Source organism: Streptomyces sp. NPDC050085, from assembly GCF_044460595.1.
Classification (GTDB): domain Bacteria; phylum Actinomycetota; class Actinomycetes; order Streptomycetales; family Streptomycetaceae; genus Streptomyces.
The window spans coordinates 724,918-749,351 of sequence record NZ_JBITJZ010000001.1 but is presented as its reverse complement, the minus strand read 5'-3'; the positions used below and the strand labels follow the sequence as shown (position 1 = coordinate 749,351).

At 68.8% G+C, this 24,434-nt stretch carries 15 protein-coding genes and 1 pseudogene; 11 read left to right on the top strand and 5 right to left on the bottom strand.

The genetic code is table 11. The features are described from left to right. Window positions 1-14: 14 nt before the first annotated feature. From ACIBUY_RS03065 to ACIBUY_RS03025, 9 genes and pseudogenes are all read left to right on the top strand, one after another. Window positions 15-1,127, top strand: a complete 1,113-nt coding sequence (locus ACIBUY_RS03065) for a ricin-type beta-trefoil lectin domain protein (RefSeq protein WP_399151536.1) — start codon at window positions 15-17, stop codon at window positions 1,125-1,127. Between the two features lie 92 nt (window positions 1,128-1,219). Next, window positions 1,220-2,695: pseudogene (locus ACIBUY_RS03060) on the top strand (endo-1,4-beta-xylanase); the annotation flags it as partial. 143 nt (window positions 2,696-2,838) lie between these two features. After that, window positions 2,839-4,260, top strand: coding sequence for an arabinofuranosidase catalytic domain-containing protein (locus ACIBUY_RS03055; protein WP_399152150.1), 1,422 nt, complete (start codon window positions 2,839-2,841; stop codon window positions 4,258-4,260). Window positions 4,261-4,297: 37 nt separating this feature from the next. Beyond that, window positions 4,298-5,938, top strand: coding sequence for a glycoside hydrolase family 27 protein (locus ACIBUY_RS03050; protein ID WP_399151535.1), 1,641 nt, complete (start codon window positions 4,298-4,300; stop codon window positions 5,936-5,938). Between the two features lie 50 nt (window positions 5,939-5,988). After that, window positions 5,989-7,536 carry an arabinofuranosidase catalytic domain-containing protein gene (locus ACIBUY_RS03045; protein ID WP_399151534.1) on the top strand — a complete coding sequence of 516 codons (1,548 nt, stop codon included), beginning with the start codon at window positions 5,989-5,991 and terminating at the stop codon, window positions 7,534-7,536. Window positions 7,537-7,600: 64 nt separating this feature from the next. Next, window positions 7,601-9,433 carry an RICIN domain-containing protein gene (locus tag ACIBUY_RS03040; RefSeq protein WP_399151533.1) on the top strand — a complete coding sequence of 611 codons (1,833 nt, stop codon included), beginning with the start codon at window positions 7,601-7,603 and terminating at the stop codon, window positions 9,431-9,433. 33 nt (window positions 9,434-9,466) lie between these two features. Next, complete coding sequence (locus ACIBUY_RS03035) at window positions 9,467-11,875, top strand: ricin-type beta-trefoil lectin domain protein (RefSeq protein WP_399151532.1); 2,409 nt, start codon at window positions 9,467-9,469, stop codon at window positions 11,873-11,875. A gap of 68 nt (window positions 11,876-11,943) precedes the next feature. Next, window positions 11,944-13,935, top strand: coding sequence for an alpha-L-fucosidase (locus ACIBUY_RS03030; RefSeq protein WP_399151531.1), 1,992 nt, complete (start codon window positions 11,944-11,946; stop codon window positions 13,933-13,935). A 79-nt stretch (window positions 13,936-14,014) separates the two neighbouring features. After that, a complete protein-coding gene (locus ACIBUY_RS03025) occupies window positions 14,015-15,349 on the top strand; it encodes an RICIN domain-containing protein (protein WP_399151530.1) in 1,335 nt (444 codons plus the stop codon). A 68-nt stretch (window positions 15,350-15,417) separates the two neighbouring features. Here ACIBUY_RS03025 and ACIBUY_RS03020 read toward each other — a convergent pair whose 3' ends face one another. The 5 genes from ACIBUY_RS03020 to ACIBUY_RS03000 form a co-directional block, all read right to left on the bottom strand. Continuing rightward, window positions 15,418-16,836 carry a non-reducing end alpha-L-arabinofuranosidase family hydrolase gene (locus ACIBUY_RS03020; RefSeq protein WP_365573833.1) on the bottom strand — a complete coding sequence of 473 codons (1,419 nt, stop codon included), beginning with the start codon at window positions 16,834-16,836 and terminating at the stop codon, window positions 15,418-15,420. 156 nt (window positions 16,837-16,992) lie between these two features. Then, a complete protein-coding gene (locus ACIBUY_RS03015) occupies window positions 16,993-18,921 on the bottom strand; it encodes a hypothetical protein (RefSeq protein WP_399151529.1) in 1,929 nt (642 codons plus the stop codon). Between the two features lie 23 nt (window positions 18,922-18,944). Beyond that, window positions 18,945-19,826, bottom strand: coding sequence for a carbohydrate ABC transporter permease (locus ACIBUY_RS03010; RefSeq protein ID WP_399151528.1), 882 nt, complete (start codon window positions 19,824-19,826; stop codon window positions 18,945-18,947). Beyond that, a complete protein-coding gene (locus ACIBUY_RS03005) occupies window positions 19,816-20,688 on the bottom strand; it encodes a sugar ABC transporter permease (RefSeq protein WP_365573824.1) in 873 nt (290 codons plus the stop codon). The genes ACIBUY_RS03010 and ACIBUY_RS03005 overlap by 11 nt, the downstream gene beginning before the upstream one ends. Beyond that, entirely contained in the window at window positions 20,685-22,010 is a 1,326-nt protein-coding gene (locus tag ACIBUY_RS03000) for an extracellular solute-binding protein (protein ID WP_365573821.1), read from the bottom strand. Before ACIBUY_RS03000 ends, ACIBUY_RS03005 begins: the two co-directional genes overlap by 4 nt. Window positions 22,011-22,290: 280 nt before the next feature. Here ACIBUY_RS03000 and ACIBUY_RS02995 point away from each other — a divergent pair, with 280 nt between their 5' ends. Together ACIBUY_RS02995 and ACIBUY_RS02990 are read left to right on the top strand one after the other, a co-directional pair. Further along, a complete protein-coding gene (locus tag ACIBUY_RS02995; RefSeq protein WP_365573818.1) occupies window positions 22,291-23,058 on the top strand; it encodes an FCD domain-containing protein in 768 nt (255 codons plus the stop codon). Between the two features lie 58 nt (window positions 23,059-23,116). Then, the gene (locus ACIBUY_RS02990; RefSeq protein ID WP_365573816.1) at window positions 23,117-24,154 is read left to right on the top strand and encodes a LacI family DNA-binding transcriptional regulator; all 1,038 of its coding nucleotides are present in this window, start codon (window positions 23,117-23,119) and stop codon (window positions 24,152-24,154) included. The last annotated feature ends 280 nt before the right edge of the window (window positions 24,155-24,434 follow it).

Here is a 24,434-nt window from a genome sequence, read left to right as displayed (position 1 = left end):
CAGGGAGGAACACCATGAAGAAGTGCTCGGTACTGCTGGCCGCGGCGCTGACCGCAGCGTTCGGCGTCGGCGCCGCGTTACCCGTGGCGCAGGCGGCCGCCGCCGAACCAGCCGCAGCGCCCGCCCCGCTGCGCCTGATGCCGCTCGGCGACTCGATCACCTGGGGCGTCGGAAGCCCGTCGGGAAACAGCTACCGGGACTTCCTGAGATCCCAACTCGTTGCCGAGGGACACTCGTTGGACTTCGTCGGCTCGGGGCGCAACGGCACCATGGCCGACCCGGACAACGAGGGCCACTCCGGCTGGCGGATCGACCAGATCGCCGGGATCACGGACTCCGTCCTCGCCGCCTACCGCCCGAACGTGATCACCCTGGAGATCGGCACCAACGACCTCAACGGGAACTACCAGATCCCGACCGCCCCGGACCGGATGCGCGCGCTCATCGACCAGATCACCCGGGACGCACCCGACGCGACCGTCCTCGTCGGCACCGTGATCGTCTCCACCAGCGCCACCGAGGAGGCCAACAGGGCTGCCTTCAACGCCAAGTTGCCCGGGATCGTCCAGGCCGCGCAGGACGCGGGCAAGCACGTACGCCTGGTCGACATGGGCGCGCTGACCCCCGCGGACCTGTCCGACTCCCTGCACCCCAACGACAACGGCTTCCGCAAGATGGCGGACGCCTTCAACGCCGGGGTGCAGGCGGCGGACGCGGCGGGCTGGATCAAGCCGCCGGTGTCGACGGGCGGTCAGGTGCGCTCCGGGATCGCGGGCAAGTGCCTGGACGTCAACGGCGGCAACAGCGCCAACGGGACCGCCGCGCAGATCTGGTCCTGCAACGGCGCTGCCGCGCAGCAGTGGTCCGCGCCCTCCGACGGCACCCTGAGGGCGCTCGGCAAGTGCCTCGACGTCACCGGCCGCGGCACCGCCAACGGCACCAGGATCGAGATCTGGGACTGCAACGGCGGCAGCAACCAGCAGTGGCAGCCGTACAACGGCGGCTACCGCAACCCGGCCTCGGGCCGCTGCCTCGACGACCCGGGCTCGTCCACCACGGACGGAACGCAACTGGTGCTGTGGGACTGCAACGGCGGCGCCAACCAGAAGTGGACCGCACCGGCGTGAGCTGCGGGCCCGCCGGCCTGAACCGACCCCCTCCGTGGCACCGGCACACCGTCCCGGTGTTTCCACCCCACCCCCCAGGAGGTTGACCCCTCATGTCCTGGCTCGACACACAACCCCGCCGGCGCAGGGCCGTGGCCCTGGTCGCAGGTCTGGCGGCCGGTACGGCGCTTGCCCTGGCCGGTCCCGTGAGCACCGCCGCCCACGCGGCGGGCAGCACCCTGGGCACGGCGGCGGCCGACAGCGGCCGCTACTTCGGCACGGCCGTGGCCGCCGGGAAGCTCGGCGACTCGACGTACGCCACGATTCTCGACCGGGAATTCAACATGATCACCCCGGAGAACGAGATGAAGTGGGACACCACCGAACCGTCCCGCGGCAACTTCAACTTCGGGCCCGCCGACCAGATCGTCAACCACGCCCTCGCACATGGACAGCGGATGCGCGGGCACACCACGGTCTGGCACTCCCAACTGCCCGGCTGGGTCAGCTCCATCGGCGACGCGAACACCCTGCGCAGCGTGATGAACAACCACATCACGACCGAGATGACGCACTTCAAGGGCAAGATCTACGCCTGGGACGTGGTCAACGAGGCGTTCGCCGACGACGGCAGCGGCCGGCACCGCTCGTCGGTGTTCCAGAACCTGCTGGGCGACGGCTTCATCGAGGAGGCGTTCCGCACCGCGCGGACGGCCGACCCGGCGGCCAAGCTCTGCTACAACGACTACTCCATAGAGGACTGGTCGTCCCCGAAGACGCAGGGCGTCTACACCATGGTGCGCGACTTCAAGTCCCGCGGCGTGCCCATCGACTGCGTGGGCTTCCAGTCCCACTTCGGCAGCGGCGGAGCGCCCGCCAGTTTCCAGACCACGCTGTCGAACTTCGCCGCGCTCGGCGTCGACGTACAGCTCACCGAACTCGACATCGCGCAGGCTTCGCCGACGGCGTACGCGAACACGGTCAAGGCGTGCATGAACGTCGCCCGCTGCACCGGCATCACCACATGGGGCATCAGGGACACCGACTCGTGGCGCACGGGGGAGAACCCGCTGCTGTTCGACGGGAACGGCAACAAGAAGCCCGCCTATGACACCGTGCTGTCCGCGCTGGGCGGCGGCGGTTCGGGGAATCCGGGTGGGGGCCCCGTCTCGGGCACCGTGTACTCGCTGAGCGACGTCGCCGCGAACCGGGTCCTCGACGTCCCGTCCGGGCAGACGGCGAACGGCACGACGTTGCAGGTCTGGGACGCCAACGGCACCGCGAGCAACCAGCGGTGGCGGGCCGACCAGAACGGCGACGGTTCCTACACCCTGACCAACATCGGCAGCGGGCGGGTGCTCGACGAGCCCGGCGGCCAGACCGGCAACGGCACACGGGTGATCATCTGGGACTCCAACGGCGGCGCCAACCAGCACTGGCGGGCGAGCAAGAACGCCGACGGCTCGTACACCCTGATCAACGTCGCCTCCGGCCGGGCCCTCGAGCTCCCCGCCGGGCAGACCGGCAACGGCACCCCCGTCCAGATCTGGGACTCCAACGGCGGCGCCAACCAGCACTGGAACTTCAAGTGAGGCGAACCGGCGACCCGCGATTCCTGTGGGGCCCCGAGAGCGCGCCGACAGGAGGACACGGAATGCAGCCTTCATCCGCTCCGGCCCGCCGCCCCGCGGCTCGCCTCCCACGCCTGCCCGCCGTCGCGGCCGTCTGCGTGATGGCACTGCTCGCCCTGGTGCTCGCGATCGCGCCGAGCCGGTCGGCGGAGGCGTCCGCGGCGCCGTTGGTCAGCGCCGCGTCGGGCCGGTGCCTGGACGTCAAGGGCAACACCGACACGTCCGGGACCGCACTGGAGATCTGGGACTGCAACGGCCAGGCCAACCAGTCCTTCGCGTTCACGACGGCGGGCGAGCTGCGGACGATGAGCGGCACCCGGTGCGTGGACGCGTACGACACCCGGACGACTCCCGGTGCCGCGGCGGTCATCCGCGCCTGCGACGGGCGGGCCACCCAGCAGTGGCGGCAGAACTCCGACGGAACCGTCACCGGTACCGCGTCCGGATTCTGCCTGGACGTCAGCGGCGCGGCGACGGCCAACGGCACCGCGGTCATCCTGTGGACCTGCAACGGCCAGAGCAACCAGAAGTGGACCGCGCCGACCCCGCCGCCCAGCGGATCGGGCCCGTGCGACATCTACGCCGCCGGCGGTACGCCGTGTGTGGCCGCGCACAGCACGGTGCGGGCGCTCTCCCACGCGTACAACGGCTCGCTCTACCAGGTCAGGCGCTCCTCGGACAGCGCGACCAAGGACATCGGCGTGCTCGCGGCCGGTGGCTTCGCCGACGCGGCGGCGCAGGACGCGTTCTGCGCGGGCACCACGTGTGTGATCACGGTCGTCCGCGACCAGTCGGGGCACGGCAACGACCTCTGGTACCAGGGCTCCGACCAGGTCCCCGGATCGAGCCAGAGCAGCCCCGCGAAGGCGACCTCCGAAGCGCTGACCGCCGGAGGCACCAAGGCGTACTCGCTGTACATCAACCCCGGCAACAGCTACTGGCGAGACGGTCACCTGACCGGCGTGCCGACCGGCTCCGCACCCGAGGGCGCGTACATGGTGACCAGCGGCACCCACGTCAACAACGGCTGCTGCTTCGACTACGGCAACAGCGAGACGACCCGGAAGGCCGACGCGGCCGGGGCGATGGACGCGATCAACTTCGGTACGCAGTGCTGGTTCGGCGGCTGCTCCGGCAGCGGTCCCTGGGTGCAGGCCGATCTCGAATGGGGCCTGTACTCCGGCGGCAGCCAGTCCTGGAACACCAACCAGCGGGCGTTCACGAGCAAGTTCGTCACCGCGATGCTGAAGAACAACGGCACATCGAGGTTCGCACTCAAGGGCGCCAACGCGCAGACCGGCGGCCTGACCACCCTCTGGGACGGCGGACTGCCCAGCGGATACAGCCCCATGAAGAAGCAAGGGGCCATCGTCCTCGGCAGCGGCGGCGACTGCTGCAAGCCGGGCGGCGGCGCCAATCTGAGCGCCGGGACCTTCTACGAAGGAGCCATGGTCGCCGGCTACCCCTCCGACGCCACCGACAACGCGGTGCAGGCCAACGTCACCGCCGCCGGCTACCGCTGACCGCACCCCCTCAACTCGCCCCAGGAGCCGATGACTCATGCCCATGAACGCCGCGACGGACCGGTGTCCCCGGTCGTTGCCCCTGCGCCGCACCCTGGCGCTCGCCTTCACCGCCCTGCTGCTCGCGCTGGCCGTCCCCCTGATCTCCCTCGGCACGGCGCGGCCCGCCGCCGCGCTCGGCAACGGACTCGCGCCGACCCCGCAGATGGGCTTCAACGACTGGAACGCGTACGGCTGCAACGTCTCCGAATCGCTGATCAAGTCCACCGCCCAGGCGATGCACACCAACGGCATGCAGGCCGCGGGCTACACCTACGTCAACATCGACGACTGCTGGATGACGCACAACCGCGACTCCGGCGGGCGCCTCGTGCCGGACCCGGCCAAGTTCCCCGACGGCATCAAGGGCACCGCCGACTACGTGCACTCGCTCGGGCTCAAGCTCGGGATCTACGAGGACGCGGGCACCGCCACCTGCGCCGGTTACCCGGGCAGCCTCGGACACGAGACCACGGACGCCCAGTCGTTCGCGGCCTGGGGCGTCGACTACCTGAAGTACGACAACTGCAACAACACCGGCGTCCCGGCGAAGACCCGGTACACCGCCATGCGGGACGCACTCGCGGCCACCGGCAGGCCGATCCTGTACAGCCTGTGCAACTGGGGCCAGGAGAACGTGTGGACCTGGGGCGCGGACGTCGGCAACAGCTGGCGCACGACCGGGGACATCAGCGCCAACTACTCCAGCATGCTGTCGATCTTCCACAGCAACGTGGGCCTCGCCTCGTACGCGGGCCCCGGCCACTGGAACGACCCGGACATGCTGGAGGTCGGCAATGGCTCGATGACGGCGACCGAGAGCCGCAGCGAGTTCAGCCTGTGGGCGGAGATGGCCGCGCCGCTCATCGCGGGCACGAACATTCCCTCGGCGAGCCCCGACACCCTGTCGATCCTGACCAACTCCCGGGTGATCGCGGTCGACCAGGACCCGCTCGGCAAGCAGGGCACCATGGTGTCCTCCTCCGGCGGTCTGGACGTCCTGGCCAAGCCCCTTGCCAACGGGGACGTGTCCGTCGCCCTGTTCAACGAGACGGGTTCGACGGCGACCATCAGCACCACCGCCGGTGCCATCGGCAAGACCGGGGCGTCCTCCTACACCCTGACCGACCTGTGGTCAGGGGCGACCTCGACCACCTCCGGCACCATCAGCGCCTCGGTCCCGGCGCACGGCACGGTCATGTACCGGGTCGCGGGCGGCACCAGCGGCGGCGGAGGCACCAGCGTGACCGGTCCGCTGCACGCGGTCGGCGCGGCCAAGTGCCTGGACGTACCCCACGCGACCACGACCCCCGGCACCCAGGTGGCGATCTGGAGCTGCAACGGCGGCACCAACCAGACCTGGACGCACACCACTTCCGACCAGCTCACCGTGTACTCCGGCAGCAGCCAGATGTGCCTGGACGCGTACAACAACCAGACCACGCCCGGGACGAAGGTGGAGATCTGGCAGTGCAACGGCCAGCGGAACCAGCAGTGGTCGCTGAAGTCCGACGGCACGATCACCGGCACCCAGTCAGGACTGTGCCTGGGCGTCAGGGGCGCGGCCACGGCCGACGGCGCCCTCGTCGAGCTGCAGACCTGCAACGGAGGCAGCAGCCAGCGGTGGACGCTCGGCTGACCCCGCACCGTACCTCTTCATCACCGGCACCCCCGCTCAGGAGGTTCGTCATGCCCGGATCATTAGCCGATCGCCGTGAAGGGCGATTCCCGCGCCGAAGAAGGCACTTCCCGGCCGTCTTCCTCATCGCCCTGGCGATGGCCCTGGCCGTCCTCGGCACACCAGCGTTCGGCACACCGACCAAGGCCGAGGCCCGCCCGGCCGTCCACGCCTCCGTGGCGGCCGACGCGTCCCTGCCCTGCGACCTCTACGCCGCGGGCGGCACACCGTGTGTCACGGCACATGCCACGACGAGGGCGCTCTTCGCCGCGTACAACGGGCCGCTCTACCAGATCCAGCGGAACTCCGACCACACGTACCGCGACATCGGAGTGCTCGCCCCGGGCGGGTATGCCGACGCCGCGTCCCAGGTGTCCTTCTGCGCGGGCACCTCCTGCACGATCACGAAGATCTACGACCAGACGACCCTGCACAACGACCTCCCGATCTCCTGGGGCGGCTACTGGAAGGGCCCGGGCCCGAACGGCTCCGACGTCGGGGCCGACGCGATGGCCCTGCCGGTGACCGCGGCCGGTCACCAGGTCTTCGGCGTCAAGGTCAACCAGGGCGTCGGCTACCGGATCGACCACGCGAAGGGTGTCGCCACGGGCTCCCAGCCCGAAGGCATCTACATGGTGACCTCGTCGAACTACACGAACCAGTGGTGCTGCTTCGACTACGGCAGCGGCGAGAACACCCACACCGACACCGGCAACGCCACCATGAACGCCATCTACTGGGGCAACGCCTGCTGGTTCGGCGGCTGCACCGGCACAGGACCGTGGGTCGAGGCCGACCTCGAGAACGGCATGTTCCACACCAACACCGGCTCCAACAAGGACCCGAACAACCAGGGTGTGCACTATCCGTTCGTCAGCGCGTGGCTGAAGAACAACGGCACCACCAACTTCACCCTCAAATACGGAAACGGCGCGAGCGGCGGCCTGACCACCACCTTCTCCGGCCCCTTGCCGAACGGGTACTCGCCGATGAAGGTCGACAGCTCCGTGCTGCTCGGCACCGGCGGCGACAACAGCGTCTCGGGCGTCGGCGAGTTCTTCGAGGGCGCGATGACGGCGGGCTACCCCTCGGACGCCACCGAGAACGCCGTCCAGGCCGCCATCACCGCCGCCGGATACGGGACGGGGGCCGGCGGGGGCGGCACGACGGGCGCGGTGCACGCGGTGGGTGCGAGCAAGTGCCTCGATGTGCCGGGCGCGTCCACGACCGCTGGTACGCAGCTGCAGATCTGGGACTGCAACGGCGCGACCAACCAGACCTGGACCCGCACCGCGAGCAACCAGCTCACCGTGTACTCCGGCAGCAGCCAACTGTGCCTGGACGCCTACGACAAGGGCACGAGCCCCGGCACCAAGGTCATCACCTGGACCTGCAACGGACAGTCCAACCAGCAGTGGACGTTCAACAGCAACGGCACCATCACCAGCGCTCTGTCCGGCCTGTGCCTGGACGTGACGGGCGCCGCCACCGCCAACGGCACGCGCGTGCAGTTGTGGACCTGCAATGGCCAACCCAACCAGAAGTGGTCACTGAGCTGACCGGTGATCAGTGACCGCTGATCAGTGGTCACTGACCGGTGAGCAGTGACCGGTGGAGGATCGGATGAGTACGAGAGTGAGACCCGGCCGTCCCGCACTGGTGGCAGGCATCGTCCTGGCCCTGATGCTGGCGCTCTTCGCGACGGCCCCGAGCCAGGGCGCCGCGGCCACGGCACTGACGGTGAACCTGGCGTCGACGCGCGGGCCGTCGACCGGCGTGGGGGAGGGCTTCCTCTACGGCATCAACCAGGACGGCAGCCAGCCCGCGGACCAGTACCTCCAGCCGCTGGGGATCAACGCGTTCCGCGGCGGCGGATGGTTCTCCGGCGGCTGGATCAAGGACAACTACCAGAACGGCTCGGCCACCAAGGCCGACCTCGACTCGATCGTCTCGCAGGCGAAACGGCTCACCAAGCCGCCCTACCACGCTCAGTACCAGGTGCTCGTCAGCGACATCTACGGCGCGAACGGCGGCCAGCCGTCGACCACCAAGTACCCCTGCGACAACGGCGACTGCTCGAACTGGATCAGCTTCATCGACGCGACGGTGGGCCCGCTGCAGGCGTCAGGGCTCACCTTCTCGTACGACATCTGGAACGAGCCGGACATCTCGGTCTTCTGGACCCGGGGTGTGAACAGCGCCCAGTACTTCCAGATGTGGGACACCGCCTACCGGGAGATCCGGCGCATCGCCCCCGGCGCGAAGATCGTGGGCCCGTCCTTCGCGTTCACCCCGCAGAGCAGAGCTGCGCAGTGGCAGACCTGGCTCGCGCACGTGAAGGCGGCAGGGACGGTGCCCGACATGATCACGAACCATGACGAGGGCGACGTCGACGACCCGGTCACCGTCTCCCAGAGCCTGCGCTCCGCCCTGACCTCGGCGGGCATCGGGCAGTTGCCGCTGTCCGCGAACGAGTACCAGCCCGCCGACCGGCAGACCGCCGGGGTCACCGCCTGGTACCTCGCACGGTTCGCACAGTCCGGGTACGCCGACGCGATGCGTGGCAACTGGGTGTGCTGCATGATCCCCAACCTGACGGGTGTGCTCACCCAGAGCGGCGGCACCTGGCAGCCGACGGGCAACTGGTGGGCGATGCGCGACTACGCCGACATGACCGGCACGCTCGTCGACACCTCGGGCCAGGTCGGCTCGACGGCGATCGCGGCCTCCGAGGACTCCGTCAACAAGCGGGCGGTCGCCGTCATCGGCGACTCCAACGGCTACACCGGCGCCGCGTCCGTGACCTTCGACGGGCTGTCGTCCGTGCCCTGGCTGACCGGCGACGGCAGCGTGCACGTCACCGTGCGCCGCATCCCGGAGCAGGCGCCGCTCGGTGCGCCCCAGACCGTGTACGACCAGAACGTGAGCGCCTCGGGCGGCTCGATCACGGTGCCGTTCACGTTCCAGAGCGCGCACGACGCGTTCTCCGTGTACGTGACCCCGGCCTCGGCCGGCGGGGGCGGATTCCCGGTCGGCTACCACCAACTCGTCGCCGCCCACGACAACTTGTGCCTGGACGTGTACGGCAACTCCTCCAGTGCGGGCGCCGCGATCGACCAGTGGACCTGCAACGGGCAGAGCAACCAGAAGTTCGAGTTCGTACCCACGTCGAGCGGTTACGGCGAACTGCGCGCCCAGAACTCGGGCCTCGACGTGGCGGTCGCCGACAGTTCCACGACGGCGGGCACTCCGGACATCGTCCAGCAGGCCCCGGGCGCGGCGGCAGGCGGCCAGTGGCTGCCGGTGCGCCAGTCCGACGGCTCGTACTCCTTCCAGAACCGCAACAGCGGCCTGTGCCTGGACGTCTACCGGGCGGTCAGCACCGCGGGCCAGCAACTGGACCAGTGGCAGTGCAAGAACGCGCCGGGCACCAACCAGGACTTCGTCCTGCGCTGAGTGGACCTCTTCGAGCTGCGAAAGGAACCCAACGTGTCAGCATTCAGACGGCGGTTGCGGCGCATGCGCGCCTCGACGGTCGTGCTCGCGGGCCTCGTCCTGGCCGCCGGCGGCCTCGTGGGAACGGCCGCCGGTCCGGCCCAGGCCGCCACCTCCGTCACCCTCAACGGCGCGTCCGCCGGCCGGACCTTCGACGGCGTCGGCGCCATCAGCGGGGGAGGCGGCAACAGCCGGCTCCTCATCGACTATCCCGAGCCGCAGCGCGGCCAGGTCCTCGACTACCTCTTCAAGCCCGGCTACGGCGCCTCCTTGCAGATCCTCAAGGCCGAGGTCGGCGGAGACACCAACTCCACCTCTGGCGCGGAACCGAGCCACCAGCACACCCGCTCCGACCTGAACTGCGACCGGGGCTACGAGTGGTGGCTCATGGAGCAGGCCAAGGCCCGCAACCCGGACATCAAGCTGTACGGACTCGCCTGGGGCGCCCCGGGCTGGATCGGCGGCGGCAACTTCTGGTCCACCGACATGGTCAACTACCTTGTCTCCTGGCTGGGTTGCGCCAAACAGCACGGGCTCACCATCGACTACCTCGGCGGCTGGAACGAGCGCGGCTACAACGTCTCCTGGTACAAGCAGCTGCGCACCGCGCTCAACAGCAACGGCTACGGCAGCGTCAAGATCGTCGCCGCCGACTCGGACTGGGCCGTGGCGAACGACATCAACTCCGATCCGGCGTTCGCCTCCGCCGTGAGCGCCATCGGCACGCACTACCCGTGCGGCTACCGGTCCGCGCAGACCAACTGCTCCGTGCCCTCGGCCGCCACCTCGTCCGGCAAGCAGCTGTGGGCGAGCGAGAACGGCTCGGACGACTACAACGGGGGAGCCCCGGCCATGGCCCGCGGCATCAACCGCGGTTACATCGACGGCCGGATGACCGCGTACCTCAACTGGCCGGTGGTCGCTGCGGTCACGCCCAACATCCCGTATCCCACCATGGGGCTTGCCCTGGCCTCGCAGCCGTGGTCCGGGCACTACTCGATCGGCAAGAACGCCTGGGTAATGGCGCACACCACCCAGTTCACCGCCCCGGGCTGGCACTACCTCGACTCCTCCAGCGGCTACATCGGCGGCAACCGGAGCAACGGCAGCTACGTCTCGCTGAAGTCCACGAACAACTCCGACTACTCCACGGTCATCGAGACGATGGACGCGAGCAGCGCCCAGACGCTCAACTTCAACGTCACCGGAGGACTGTCCACCGGGGCCGTCCACGTCTGGTCCACCGACACCAACTCCGGTAATTCCTCCGACTACTTGGTGCACAGCGCGGACCTCACCCCGTCCGGCGGCGGCTTCAGCCTGACGGTCCAGCCGCACCACGTCTACACGCTGACCACCACGACCGGCCAGGGCAAGGGCACCGCCACCGGACCCGCCTCCGCCGCGATGAGCCTGCCGTACAAGGACTCCTTCGACGGCTACACGTCCGGCGCCGAGGCGAAGTACCTCATGGACTGGCAGGGCGCCTTCGAGGTGGCGGGCTGCGGCGGCGGCCGCAGCGGAAAGTGCGTACGCCAGATGAGCCCGCAGAAGCCGATCACCTGGGACGCGCTGTCCGATCCGCACGCCCTGCTCGGCGACGTGAGCTGGAGCAACTACACGGTGTCGTCCGACGTCCTGCTCGAACAGCCGGGATACGCCGAGGTGTTGGGCCGCGCGGGCACCCAGGACTACAGCAGCACCGGCGGGCTCAACGCCTACCACCTGCGGGTGAGCGACACCGGAGCGTGGTCGATCCTGAGCTCCGGCACCAACGGCAGCGTCACCACGCTCGCCCACGGCACGACGACCGCGCTCGGCACCAACCGGTGGCACACCCTGGCGCTGACCTTCGCCGACACCACCATCTCGGCCGTCATCGACGGTGCCACGGTCGGTTCCGTGAGCGACCGTACGTGGACCGCCGGGCAGGTCGGCTACGCGACCGGCCAGACGGAGACGGCGCAGTTCGACAACCTGTCCCTCACCCCGGGCAGCGGCGGAAGCGGCGGAGGCACGGTGTCCCCGATCGTCGGGGTCGGCTCGGGCCGGTGCGTGGACGTGCCGAACCAGTCGCAGACGTCCGGCACGCAGGTGGAGCTGTGGGACTGCAACGGCGGCGGCAACCAGCAGTGGACCAACACATCGGCCGGTGATCTACGCGTCTACGGCAACGCCTGCCTGGACGCGTCGGGCGGCGGCACGAGCCCCGGCACCAAGGTCGACATCTGGAGCTGCAACGGCGGCGGCAACCAGAAGTGGACCCTCAACGCCGACGGCACCATCACCGGCGCCCAGTCCGGCCTGTGCCTGGACGCGACCGGCGCCGGCACGGCCAACGGCACCCTCCTCGAACTGTGGACCTGCACCGGCGGCAGCAACCAGAAGTGGACCCGCAACTGACCTACTGACAGCTGGAGTTGATCCACCTCGACACGAGTTCGATCCCCTCTGACGCTGAAAGGCCCCGCATGAGCTCCTCCCCTCTCCCCATTCTCCCCATCAGCAGACGCCGGTTGCTGGCGGCGACCGGCGCGGCCGCGGCCTTCGGCCTGCTGCGGTTCGCGCCCGAGGCCGCCGCGACCGACGGACCCGCGAGCTACACCCCGAGCTGGTCCTCCGTGGACCAACACCCCCCGGCCCCGGCCTGGTTCAAGGACGCCAAGTTCGGGATCTACTACCACTGGGGCGTCTTCAGCGTCCCCGCGTACGGCAACGAGTGGTATCCGCGCAACATGTACATCGGCGGCTCGAACGAGAACACGCACCACATCGCCACCTACGGCGACCTCTCGGCGTGGCCGTACCACAACTTCATCGACGGTGCCCGCGACAAGGCCGGCAACTTCGTGCAGTTCGCCCCCAAACTGGTCTCCCAGGGCGGCAGTTGGGACCCGGAGGCCTGGGCGCGGCTGTTCAAGGCCGCGGGCGCCAGGTTCGCCGGTCCTGTCGCCGAGCACCACGACGGCTTCTCCATGTGGAACAGCGCCGCCAACCCGTGGAACTCGGTGCGCCACGGACCCAAGCTCGACCTCGTCGCCCGGCACGCGCAGGCCATCCGCGGCCAGGGCCTGAAGTTCATGGCCTCGCTGCACCACGCGTACCACTTCAACGGCTTCTACGACCACGTGCCGTCCCAGTCGGACCCGGCCCTGCGCATCCTCTACGGACAGCAGGGCGCGACCGCGGAGAACAAGCTCTGGTACGACAAGCTCGTCGAGGTCATCGACGGCTACCGACCGGACCTGGTCTGGCAGGACTTCGACCTGAACCTGGTGCAGGAGTCGTACCGGCTCCAGTTCCTCGCGCACTACTACAACCAGGCGGTCGCCTGGAACAAGGACGTCGCCGCGACCTACAAGGACGGGCTCGACAACAAGGGCGAGGTCTTCGACTTCGAGCGCGGTGGCCCGGCAGGACTGCTCACCCCGTACTGGCTGACCGACGACAGCATCTCCTCCTCCAGCTGGTGCTACACGGAGGGCATCGGCTACTACTCGACGCAGGCCATGCTGCACTCGCTGATCGACCGGGTCAGCAAGGGCGGCAGCATGCTCCTCAACATCGCGCCCAAGGCCGACGGCACCATCCCCTCCGGGCAGCAGTCGATCCTGCTCGGCATGGGGGACTGGCTCGGGCGGTTCGGAGAGGCCATCTACGGGACCCGGTCCTGGACCAGTTACGGCGAGGGCCCCACCAAGATGGGCGGTGGTTCCTTCAGCGGCCCGGTGGCGGGCAAGCCGCAGGACGTCAGGTTCACCCGCAGCCAGGACAACAAGGTCCTGTACGCCACCGCGCTCGGCTGGCAGGGCGCGACCCTGACCATCACCACGCTGAACTCGAACCAGATCAACCTCAGCAGCCTGACCCGCGCCCAACTGCTCGACAACACCGCCGGAACGTACGTCAACCTGCCCGCCCCGACCCAGGACACCTCAGGGCTGCACCTCGCCATGCCCTCGTCCAACCCGCCGTTCAACGCCCTGGCGTACACGGTCAAGCTCACCTTCTCCGGAGAGATCCCCGTCCTCGGCCCGCCGGGCGGCCCCACGACCTGGGTGAAGATCGCCAACGCCACCAGCGGTCTCGTGCTCGACAGCGGCGGCAATGTCGCCTCCGGCTCCAACCTCAAGCAGTGGAACTACGACGGCAGCACCAACCTGCAGTGGCAGCTGATCGACCTCGGCAACGGCTACTACCGGATCATGAACCGCACCAACGGCATGGCGGCCGACAGCTGGGGCAACGCCACCAACGGAGCCCCCGCCCGTCAGGCGGCGTGGAACGGCGGCAACAACCAGCAGTGGTCCCTCACCAGCCTCGGCGGCGGCCGCTACCAGATCGTCAACCGCGGCACCGGCACCGCGCTCGACGGCAGCGGCAGCACCACGGCCGGCGCGACCACGGTGATGTGGACGCCCAACTCCAGCACCAACAACGCGTGGACCATCACGGGACTGTGACGACGAAAGGCAGCTCCGGAAGAAGACCCGGAAGAAGACCCGGAAGAAGACCCGGAAGAAGACCCGGAAGAAGGAGTACATGAAACGGATACCCCTGTTAACGGCCATCGCGGCTGCGGTACTTCTCGTACTGTCAGCCGCGGGCACCTCGTTCAGCAGAGGCCTCGAAGCCCCCGCATCGGCCAAGGCCGCCGCCGTCTCGGCGACCGCCGGCTGCGGAAAGGCCCCGACGCTGACGAGCGGCACCCACACCATCCAGGCCGCCGGCCTGAACCGCAGCTACATCCTGCGGGTCCCGGCCGGGTACGACAGCAACCACCCGTACCGGCTGGTCTTCGGCTTCCACTGGCGGGGCGGCACGGCGAACGACGTCGACTCGGGCGGGACGGACGGCTACAACTGGTCCTACTACGGCCTGCGGCGCCTGGCCGACGCCGCGAACAACGGCACGATCTTCGTGGCCCCTCAGGGCATCGACAACGGCTGGGCCAACTCCGGCGGGCAGGACCTCGCCTTCGTGGACGCCATGGTCAACCAGATCGAGGCCGGTCTGTGCGTCGACACCACGCAGCTGTTCGCGGGCGGCTTCAGCTACGGCGGTGGGATGTCGTACGCCATCGCCTGCGCCCGGGCGAGCGTCTTCCGCGCGGTCGCGGTCTACTCCGGCGCGAACCTCAGCGGATGCAACGGCGGCACCCAGCCCATCGCCTACATGGGTCTGCACGGCATCAGGGACAACGTGCTGCCCATCTCGCTGGGCCGGGGCCTGCGTGACACGTTCGTGAAGGCGAACGGCTGCACCCCGCAGAACCCGCCCGAGCCCGCCTACGGCAGCCTGACGCACATCATCACCACCTACTCGGGCTGCACGTCAGGACACCCCGTCGTCTGGGCCGCGTTCGACGGAGCGGGCCACGACCCCGGGCCCATCGACGGCTCGACCGGCGACGGGTGGCACACCTGGACGTCGGGAGCGGTGTGGCAGTTCTTCACCCAGTTCGGCTCGGACCAGCCACCGCCCACCACCGGCAACCAGGAGATCGTCGGCCAGCAGTCCGGGCGCTGCCTCGACATCAACAACTTCACGACGGCCAACGGCACACAGGCCCAACTGTGGGACTGCAACGGCGGATCCAACCAGCGCTGGACCCACAGTGCGAGCAAGCAGCTGGTCGTCTACGGCAACAAGTGCCTGGGCGTGGGCCAGTCCGCGGGCAACGGCACCGCCGCGGCGATCTGGGACTGCACCGGGCAGCCGGACCAGCAGTGGAACGTCAACGCCGACGGCACCATCACGGCGGCACAGTCCGGACTCTGCCTGGACGCCAGCGGTCAGGGGACCGCGAACGGCACGAAGATCCAGGTGTGGAGCTGCACGGGCGGTGCGAACCAGCACTGGTCCCTGCGGAACTGACCTGAGGAAGGGGCCCGGCCGACACCATGTGTCGGCCGGGCCCCTTCCCATGAACGTGTGTGTCTCGGTCAGTGCTGCAGGGTGAGCACGCCCGGCCGCCACGGCAGCTGGTCGTAAGGGCCGCCCGCGGTGGGCGACTTGCCCTGGTAGAGGAGCTGCAGGTTGCAGGGATCGATGGTCATGGTCTGGTCGGGGTTGTTGCGGACCAGGTCACCGTGGCTGATGTCGTTGGTCCAGGTGGCACCGCTGTTGGCCTTGCCCGCGAAGGGGTTGGACTCGGTGGCGGCCTGCGGCGTCCACGAACCGCTCAGGCTGGAGGCCGTGAACGAGCGGAAGTAGCGCTGCTCAGTGGCTCCTCGCGCCTCGACGATCATGAGGTACTGGTTCTGGTCCTTCACCTTGTAGACCTGCGGCGCCTCGAACAGGTTCTTCACGCTGTCGCTCATGACCGTCGTGTACGAGGATCCGAAGCTGCTCGGGAAGTTCCCGATCGGCATGCTCGCCCGGTAGATGCTGCCGTTGTCGCCGGCGAAGAACAGATACATGTTCTGGCCGTCGGCGATCAGGGTCTGGTCGATCGGGGCGGCGCCCGGGATGCTGCCGGTGAACAGCGGCTGCGCCGCGGACCAGCCGTTGGGGTTGGTGGGGTCGCTCGACGTGCGGTACATGAAGGGCGACGGACCCCACTGGTACGCAAGGACCCAGATGTTCTTGGGCGCGAAGTAGAACAGCGTGGGCGCCACCGTGCCCTGGCTCATCCCGGTCTGCTTGGCCGACGCCATGTCGGACCAGTTCGTGAAGGGGGCGAACGCCATCGAGCCGTACCCCGACCCCGACACGTTCGACGCGTAGACCAGGTGCTTGCCGTTGTACACGACGTTGGTGAAGTCCTTGAGCGAGACCCAGCCGTTCGCGGGCTGTGCCAACGCACCGGTCGACGACCACTTGTAGGTGGAGGGGAGGGAGCACGTGGTGGGCGGCGTCGTCCCGGACAGCCCGGTCCACTTCTGGTTGCTGCCGCCGTTGCAGGTCCACAGCTCCACCGCCGTGCCGTTGGCGGTGCCCGCGCCGGTGACGTCCAGGCAGAGACCGGACTCCACCCCGACGACCGTGCCGTCGGAGTTGACCTTCCACTGCTGGTTCGCTCCGCCGCTGCAGCTCCATATCTGCACCCGGGTACCGGCCGTGGTGGCGTGGCCCGGCACATCCAGGCACTTGTTCCCGTACACCGTCAGCTGGCTGCTGTCCGTCGCCGTCCACTGCTGGTTGGTGCCGCCGGAGCAGTCCCAGATCTGCAGGGACGTGCCATCGGTCTGGCTCGCGTTCGGCACGTCCAGACAGCGGCCAGAGCCAACTCCCTTGAGGGCGCCGCTGGTTGCTGCCTGCGCCGGACCTGCGACGAGCGTCGCCGCCACAGCGATCAGGACCGTGACCGCGGCGGCGATCACCGCAGACAGGCGTCTGCGGCCAAGACTTCGTCTGAGCATGGGGGGACCTCGTCATCCTTGAGTAAGCGGTGTTCGTGATATCGAACATAGGCCGGAATGTCGAGCAATCTGGATGATAGGGATCCGGTGAACGGCGTCAATGCTTCGCTCAATATTTCGTAAGCATTTCCGAAACATTCAAGGAAGCTACGGGAGCTACCCGCCGTAGCTGGGGGTGCGACTGCGCAGCCGCAGTGCGAGCGTCACCCGGACTCGTGTCGACGCGGGCAGTCGTACGGTCAAGTGCGCACTGTCGCAGGCCACTTGGGTCTCGGTGACCGTGGGCTCGGTGTGGCCGTAGTCGTACAGGTCGCCGATCCAGGCATCGTCCGCGCACGCCGTGTGGCGGACGGCCGTGATGGTGTGCTCGGCGAACGCGCCGGCCTGCACGACCACCGTGCGCTCCGCGTCGGGGGAGAGGTTCACCAACTCGACGGTGGTCGCTTCCGGGGCGATGGCGGTGATCAGGGCGGCCACGTCCGGTGGCAGACCGGGGCGGCCCGCGTCGGCGTCGTGGTAGCGCAGCCGGGCCTGCTGGAGTCCGCCGCCGTAGAGCACCTGCGGGCCGCCCCACGTCAACTGCACCAGCGCCTCGGTCACCACCGGATTGCACTGCTGCCATACGTGGATGTCGGCCTCGTCCACCTCGCGGCCCCGGTAGCGGTCCATGCGCCGCAGCCGGTGCCGGACCTGGGCCTGTGCGGCGGCGAGGATGCGCTGCGGGTAGTCCGGGTCGTCCCCGGCGAGGAAGGCGAACCATGCCTTCTCGTGACCCGACTCCTCCTTGGCGCGGAACGGCCGCACCGTGCGCCAGTCGAAGCCCTCCGCCTTGCGGAGCCGCTCAAGGCGGGCGCGGTCCTCGGCGGAACCCGTGTGATGCCACAGGGCCATCGGTACCGGCAGGGTCGCCGGGTTGTAGTCGAACCAGCCCAAGTCGCCGTGCCGGAAGGGGAGATGGAGCGTCGGCGTGTGCACGTCCGGGCCGAGCTCGGCCTCCCACTTGGGCGGCAGGCTGGAGTCCGACTCGCTGAACGGCATCACCCTGCCGCGGCCGATGAGTTCGTCGAGCGAGGTGGCGACCAGCGAGAGGTAGGTGTCGTCCCCGGTGACCGTCGCTGCCGCGAGCGCCGCGACGCAGGCCGCGTGGCCGACGCTGTGCCAGCCGTGCGGCCACGACCAGCCGTAGTGGCCGCCGTACCAGCGGTCCTCGAGGAGGCCGCCGACCGTGCCGTCCGGGCTCACGTTGTCGGGGACGAGCCGGCCGTTCGCCTCCGTGCGCTCGCGCCACGCGTCGACGTACTCCACGATCCAGTTCCGGTAGCGCTCGTCGCCGGACAGGATCCAGGCGTTGAGGACGAGCCCGGTCGCGGCGAGGTTCACGGCCGTGTCACCGGCGCCCGTCCGGTCCCGCATCCGGGGGCCGAGCCGCGGGTCGGCGGAGAGCGGGTACGGCCCGCCGCCCGCCTCGGGGAGCCAGTCGAGCGGGTAGCCGTACGTGTCTGCCTCCTGCGGGAGCCACGGGTACACGTCACCGTCGAACAGGCCGAGCCGCGTCGGGTCGCTGCCGTTGTGCGGCCGGGTGATGATCCGGTGCCCGGGGTCGTAATTGCCGTGAGCCGGGTCGACGTACAAGTCGGCGAAGCGCAGGGCGCGTTCGGCCCAACGGTCCGGAGCGGCCATGCACAGGAAGTAGAACAGCAGCAGGCTCTCGCCCTGATGGAACCAGTCGTAGCCGCGCTCGAACTCGTCGTGCAGCATGCCGAGTTCGGTGAGCTGCGTGGTGACGCCCGCCCAGTGCCGCTCGGCGGCCGGGAGCAGATCGTCGGCGCCGCCGAGGAGGTACAGCTGCGGCCAGTTGAAGAACACCTCGTAGAAGTCGTCGACGCCGTCGCGCGTGCTGAGCCGCCCGGTGTAGTCCAGGCGGCCGTCCGGGCCGGTGAAGTCCCGGGCGAAGCGGCGCCACGCGTGGTCGAGGAGGTCGAACAGGGCGCGCTGTGCGACGGCCCAGCCGGGCGGTTCGAGCAGTGGCACCGTGGCCGGGATCTCGGGCGCGCCCGAGGGGACCTTGTCAGCGCTGTGGGGCATGCGGAGGATCTCCGTTCAGGGGGTCACTCCTTGGTCGCACCGGCAAGCATGCCGCTGACCAGGAAGCGCTGGGCGAACAGGAAGACGATCAGGACCGGCGTGATGGCCACAAGCGTGGCGAGCGCCAACTGGGGGCGCTCGACGGCGAGTTCACCGACCGTCGGGTTGAACGACGGCACGCTGCTGAGCAGGGTCCCGACCCCCACCTGCACCGGCATCTGATCGTCGGCGGGCAGCATCACGTACGGCAGGAAGTAGTTGGTCCAGTTGGCGACGAAGCTGAAGAAGCCGACCAGCGCGACGACCGGCGTTGCGAGGGGGAGTGCCACACGGCGGAATACGCCGAACTCCGAGCAGCCGTCGATCCGTGCCGCGGCGAGGAGGTCCTTCGGTACGGCGGTGGAGAAGTAGATGTACGTCAGATACACGCCGAAGGGATAGAACGAGTACGGCAGGACGATCGACCACATCGTGCCGATGAGCCGCACCGCGTTGAGTTCCAGGAACAGCGGCACCACCAGCGTGGCGTTCGGCATGAGCATCACGACGAGCGTCGCGACGAGCAGGGTGCGACGGCCACGGAAGGTGGTCATCGCCAGGGCGTAGCCGGCGGGCACGGACACCCCCACCGTGATGACCAGCGAGACCACCGCGTACAGCGCAGAGTTGCGCAGCCACATCATGATGGCGTCGTCCTGGAACGCGGTGAGCGCGTCCCAGTTGTGCTTCAGCGCGTGCAACGAGCCGAAGGAGAGCGGGTTGTCGTGGACCAGTTGCTGGTCGGTCTTGGTCGCCGCGAGGACCAGCCAGACCATCGGCAGCACGAAGAAGAGGGCGAACAGGAGCAGCACCCCGCCGGACAGCAGCCGGAACGGCAGTCGCCGCACGGAGACCTCAATCGGCATCGAAGAATCCCGACCGTGCGACGAAGAGGACGGCGGCCGACACGCCGACGACCAGGAGCTCCACGGAGATCGCGGCGGCTCCGTTCACGTTGTTCATCCGGAAGGCGAAGTCGAACGTCAATTGGTTGAGGGAGTAGTCCCGGCCGGCCGCGCCCACGCTTGCCAGAGAGAGCAGTTGAGGCTCGACGAACAGTTGCGCGCCGCCCGCGAACGCCAGGATCACCATGTAGACGATCCACTTGCGGAGCATCGGGATCTGCACGTGCCAGGCGGTCTGCCAGGCCCCCGCCCCGTCGATGCGGGCAGCTTCCATCACGTCGACGGGGATGTTGTCGAGTGCCCCGTACATGACGACGATCCAGCCGCCCGCCCCGGTCCAGAACGCGATGACCGTGAACAGCAGCGGCAGATTGCCGGGCGCGACGACCTGGCCGAACGTGTCCCAGCCGAGCGCCCCGAGCAGTGAACTCACCGGGCTCACCGTCGGATCGAGCATGAACAGCCACACCAGCACGCTTGCCGCGCCCGCCAGCGCACCGGGAACGTAGTAGAGGAAGCGCAGCGTCCTGGTGACCGGCCCGGAGGCGAGGCGGTGCAGGCCCAGCGCGAGGCCCACCACGAGCACCACCAGGGAAACCAGCCACAGGACGAGATACACCGCGACATGGCCGACGGCGTCCATGAAGCGGAAGTCCCGTGCCGCGGTGAGGAAGTTGGAGAACCCGGTGAACCTGCCTCCGGTTTCGGTGAAGGCGAAATAGACGGCGTAGCCGGTCGGGAGGACACCGAAGGCGATCAGCAGCAGCGTGTACCCGGCGACGAACGCCGTACCGGCCCGGCTCTGCCGTGCGGTACTGCTCACTGGGACACCTGGTACCCGTCGGACTTCGCGTACTTGACGATCGACTCCTGCCAGGCGGGCAGCAGCGAGACGATCGACTTGCCCTGCGTCATGCCGGGCTTGACCGTGGCGGCCCAGATCGCCTCCTGGCTGAACCGGCCCGACCCCCAGCCCGCCCAGACCTGTGCGGACGCGTCCTTCAGCGGTGCCAGGTCAGTGGCGAAGTACCCGGCGGAGGCCTGCGCCTTCAGCCAGGCCTCGGCGGCGGGGGCGTAGGCAGGGAAGCCGGGCGCCTTCCGGCCCTGGTAGGCGTTGTCGGTGGTGACCCACTTCAGGAAGTCGGTGGCCTGCTTGATGTGGGTGGAGTGCTGGGACAGCAGCCAGGTGCCGCCGCCCACGTTGCCGGTGACCGGTGCCGTCTCCCCCTGCCACTGCGGCATGGGCGCCACCGCGATCTGCTTGGCCGGGGTCTTGAGGGTGTCCCTGAACACCGCGCCGCCGTACCAGGCGGGCCCCGGCATGAGCAGGATCTTGTCGGCCTTGTTCTTGGCGAAGTCGGTGCTGAAGACGCCGCTGGTGGACAGGGACTTGTTCTTGATCAGTACGTCCATGAGCCGGGCCATCCTGGTGCAGGCCCGGCTGGTGGTGTTCACCGAAACGGACTTGGCGCCCGTGATGTGGTTCGCGCCGCACTTGCTCGCCCACAGGTAGATCTCGGGCGTGAAGGAGTCGCCCGCGTCACCCACCAGACGGCCGGGGTGCTCGGCGGCCACCTGCGTGCCGAGGCGCTGGTACTCCTCCCAGGTGGTGGGCACCTTGTACCCGAACTTCTTCAGCAGCGGAGCGTTGTACCAAAGCACCGTCTGGGAAAGGTCGTTGCGCAGGCAGTACACGGTGCCGTTCACCGTGCACACGTCGTTGGCGCCCTTGGCGAACTTCCCGAGAGTGGCCCCGGGGATCAGGCCCTTGTTCAGCGGTGCGGCGAAGCGGGCGTCAACGGCCCACGTCACCTCGTTGTTCTGGGAGCTGAAGACGACGTCCGGCCAGCCCTTCCTGGTGCGGTCGAAGAGCTGGACCTTGGTCTGGAGGTAGTTCGACCCGTTCGCATTGCCGTCGAAGGTGACGATGTTGAGCTTCGCGTCCGGGTGCAGCCGCTGGTACTCCTTGGCCGCGGTGAGCCGGGTCGCGTCCACCCATACCGTCAACGTGCCCTTCTCCTGGCGGACTTGGGCGAATCCGTCCCTGGTGTCAGTGGGAGAGGCGGAGCCGCTGCAGGCGGCCGCGGTCAGCATCATGGCCGCCGCGTAGCCGGTCACGGTGACCGAACGCTTGTTGAAGGGCATGAGCGACTCCACTGGGTGTGAGGGCAGATGGCGGCTCTATGCGTGCTGTTGGGGATGAAATTAGTCGCCCTATCGAGAGGGGCGTCAAGGGTGGCGACGTTCTTTTCCCTGCGAATCCCCGTAAAATCAAGGGAGTTGGGGCGGTGTGGGTGTCCAGAGTGCGTGGTTCACCAGCAAGGTCACGAGCATATGAATACGACTCATTATTGGCTGGGCTACGATGAGTTCGGCTCCCGGCGAAGCGAGCCGCCCTCGTCAAGTAGCCCTGGAGGCAGGACAGATGGACCACGCGCCCGCGACCGGGGCCGCCGCGGTGAACGGTTCGGGCGAGGAGCCGCGCGACTACCGGCCCGGCTACGAGATCGTCGCCGAGCGGATTCTCGAGTACATCGCCCAGGAGCGGCTGGTGCCGGGCGAGCGGCTGCCCACGGAGAACGACCTGGCGCAGACGCTGAGCACGAGCCGAGCCGTCGTGCGGGAGGCCGTGAAGATCCTCTCGGCACTCGGCCGTGTGCGGGCGCACAAGGGGCGCGGGCTGTTCGTCGCGGACGACGAGGGCATGCTCGTCACGAGTCGCTGGGGCGGCTTCTTCCGCCCTGTCGACCTCGACCACGTCCTGATGCTGTTCGAGTTCCGCAGGGTGCAGGAGATGGCCGCCGGCAGTTTCGCGGCCACCCGCGCGACCCCTTCCGAGCTGCGCAGCATCGAAGTCGCCATGCAACTGTGCAGGCACGGCTTCGTGCACGGGAACGTCGAGGAGTTCAACCGGGCGGACGACGACTTCCACGCGGCCGTGGCCGCCGCCTCGCACAACACCTTCCTCGTCAGCTCCGTGCGGGACGCCCGCCGGCTCCAGCGGCAGTCCAGCGCCATCGGCATCCACGACGAGCTCGGCGACGGCGCCGAACTGGCCGTCCAGGAACACGAGGCGATCTACCGGGCCATTCGCGACGGTCATCCCGAGCGGGCCGCCGAGGCCGCCGCCGCGCACCTCAACCGGACCCTCGAGGACTACCGCAGGGAGATCCAGCGGCGGCTGTTCGGCTGAGGCCGCGCTCACCCGTCGAAAGGTTTCGTCCCTCTGGGAGGGCGGTTGATGCTGCCCTATGCTCCTGGTCATGCGAGATGACGAGGGCCTTGGCCGCATCACCCTGGCGCAGGTGGCCCAGCAGGCGGGGGTCTCCATTTCGACAGTTTCGAAGGTGCTCAACGGACGACGTGACGTGGCGGCCCCGACCCGCATGAAGGTGGAGCGCGTCCTGGACGAGCACGCCTACCGCCGCACGAACCGGGTCGCCGGTGAGGCGCCGCTCATCGAGCTGGTCTTCCATGAGCTGGAGAGCGTCTGGGCGTTGGAGCTCATCCGCGGCGTGGAGAAGGTGGCCAAGGCCAACGGGGCGAGCGTGGTGCTCACCGAGAGCGGTACGCGCCACGCCCCCGGGCCCGAGTGGATCGAGGGGGTAATGCGGCGCAGGCCACGCGGCGTGGTCCTGGTCTTCTCGACACTGCCCGCTGAAGTGAAGCAGCGACTGGGCTCCCGCTCCATCCCGTTCGTCGTCATCGATCCGGCCGGGGACCCCGACCCCGACGTGCCCTCGGTGGGCTCGGCGAACTGGAGCGGAGGGCTGACCGCCACGCGGCACCTGGTCGAGCTCGGACACCGCCGCATCGGCATCATCACGGGCCCGCAGGACATGCTCTGCTCGCTGGCCCGCCTCGACGGCTATCGCTCGGCGCTCAGCATGGCGGGGTTGGCGGCGGACCCCGAACTCGTCCGGTACGGGGACTTCCACGTGGAGGGCGGTCGCGAGCGGGCGGCCGAACTGCTCGACCTGGCCGATCCGCCGACCGCGATCTTCGCGGGCAGCGACCTCCAGGCCCTCGGCGTTCTGGAGGCGGCCCGGCTGCGGGACCTGCGCGTCCCGCACGACCTGTCCGTGGTCGGCTACGACGACGTACCCCTGGCCCAGTGGTCGAGCCCCGCGCTGACGACGGTCCACCAACCCCTGCGGGAGATGGCCGAAGGGGCGGCGCAGATGCTCATGAGTCTCCGCTCCGAGGAGCCGGTGGCGACCCGGTTGGAGCTGGCGACGAGCCTGGTCGTGCGACAGAGCACGGCGGAGTGCCGACGACCGCGTGACTGAGCTTCTCACCACGTCGAAAAAGTTTCGAAGCCTTCGTGGGGCGGACGCCCCGTTGTGCTGCCCGACCTGCTGCCCGACCTGCTGCTCGCGTCGTCAGACCTCTTGCGAGATGGCCCAGTTGAGGCTCTGACCAGGGCGGACGCGATACCGCCGCACAGCCTGTGGCTTCTAAAGTTTCGTCTTCAATGTCGAAACTGTTGACAGTGTCCAGGTGCGGCAGCAACCTGACGGCGTCGACACGCACCTCAATGGCTGTGCAGCCTCTCGCGTCCCACCAGGA